The organism is Rhizobium sp. MHM7A, assembly GCF_005862215.1.
Taxonomy (GTDB): domain Bacteria; phylum Pseudomonadota; class Alphaproteobacteria; order Rhizobiales; family Rhizobiaceae; genus Rhizobium; species Rhizobium bangladeshense.
This window is the reverse complement of the sequence record NZ_VCHT01000082.1, coordinates 1-569: the sequence shown is the minus strand read 5'-3', so window position 1 is coordinate 569 and position 569 is coordinate 1. Positions and strand designations below refer to the sequence as shown.

Annotated in this window: 1 pseudogene; it reads left to right on the top strand. The window is 58.0% G+C overall.

Annotated features, from left to right (window positions below):
* Positions 1 to 78: 78 nt before the first annotated feature.
* A pseudogene (locus tag FFR93_RS40495) lies at positions 79 to 569 on the top strand (IS66 family transposase); the annotation flags it as partial.

Sequence of the window (569 nt, the reverse complement as noted above, 5' to 3'; positions counted from 1 at the left end):
TTGTAGCTGATGGTCGATGAGGTCATCTCAACCGAATTATCCGCCACCCGTTAAGTTGCCGACAACGTGACATCGCCCCACCGCCACCTCAAGCAATCAAGCGGCATCCTTCAGGCTGACGGCTACAAAGGATATGGCAAGCTATACTCGCCTGGAGAGAATGGAACATCTCGCTTTAAGGAGGCCGCCTGCTGGGCTCATTGGCGACGAGACTTCCACGACATCTGGACATCAAACAAGTCGGAGATTGCGCGAGAGGCTCTCGATCGCATCGGAGCGCTTTACGACATCGAGCGTGGCATCAACGGGCAGCCTCCTGAGGTCCGACTTGCCGTGCGTCAGACCCAGAGCAAGCCTAAGGTAGATGCATTCCGCCACTGGGCTGAAGCTCAACTAACGCGCATCCCGGGCAAAAGCGATCTGGCGACAGCTTTCCGCTACGGATTGAGCCGATGGTCCTCGCTCTGTCTGTTCCTCGAAGACGGCCGTGTTGCGATCGACAACAATTCCGCCGAGCGGGCACTGCGTCCGATAGGCGTGGGAAGACGGAACTGGCTCTTCGCGGGAGC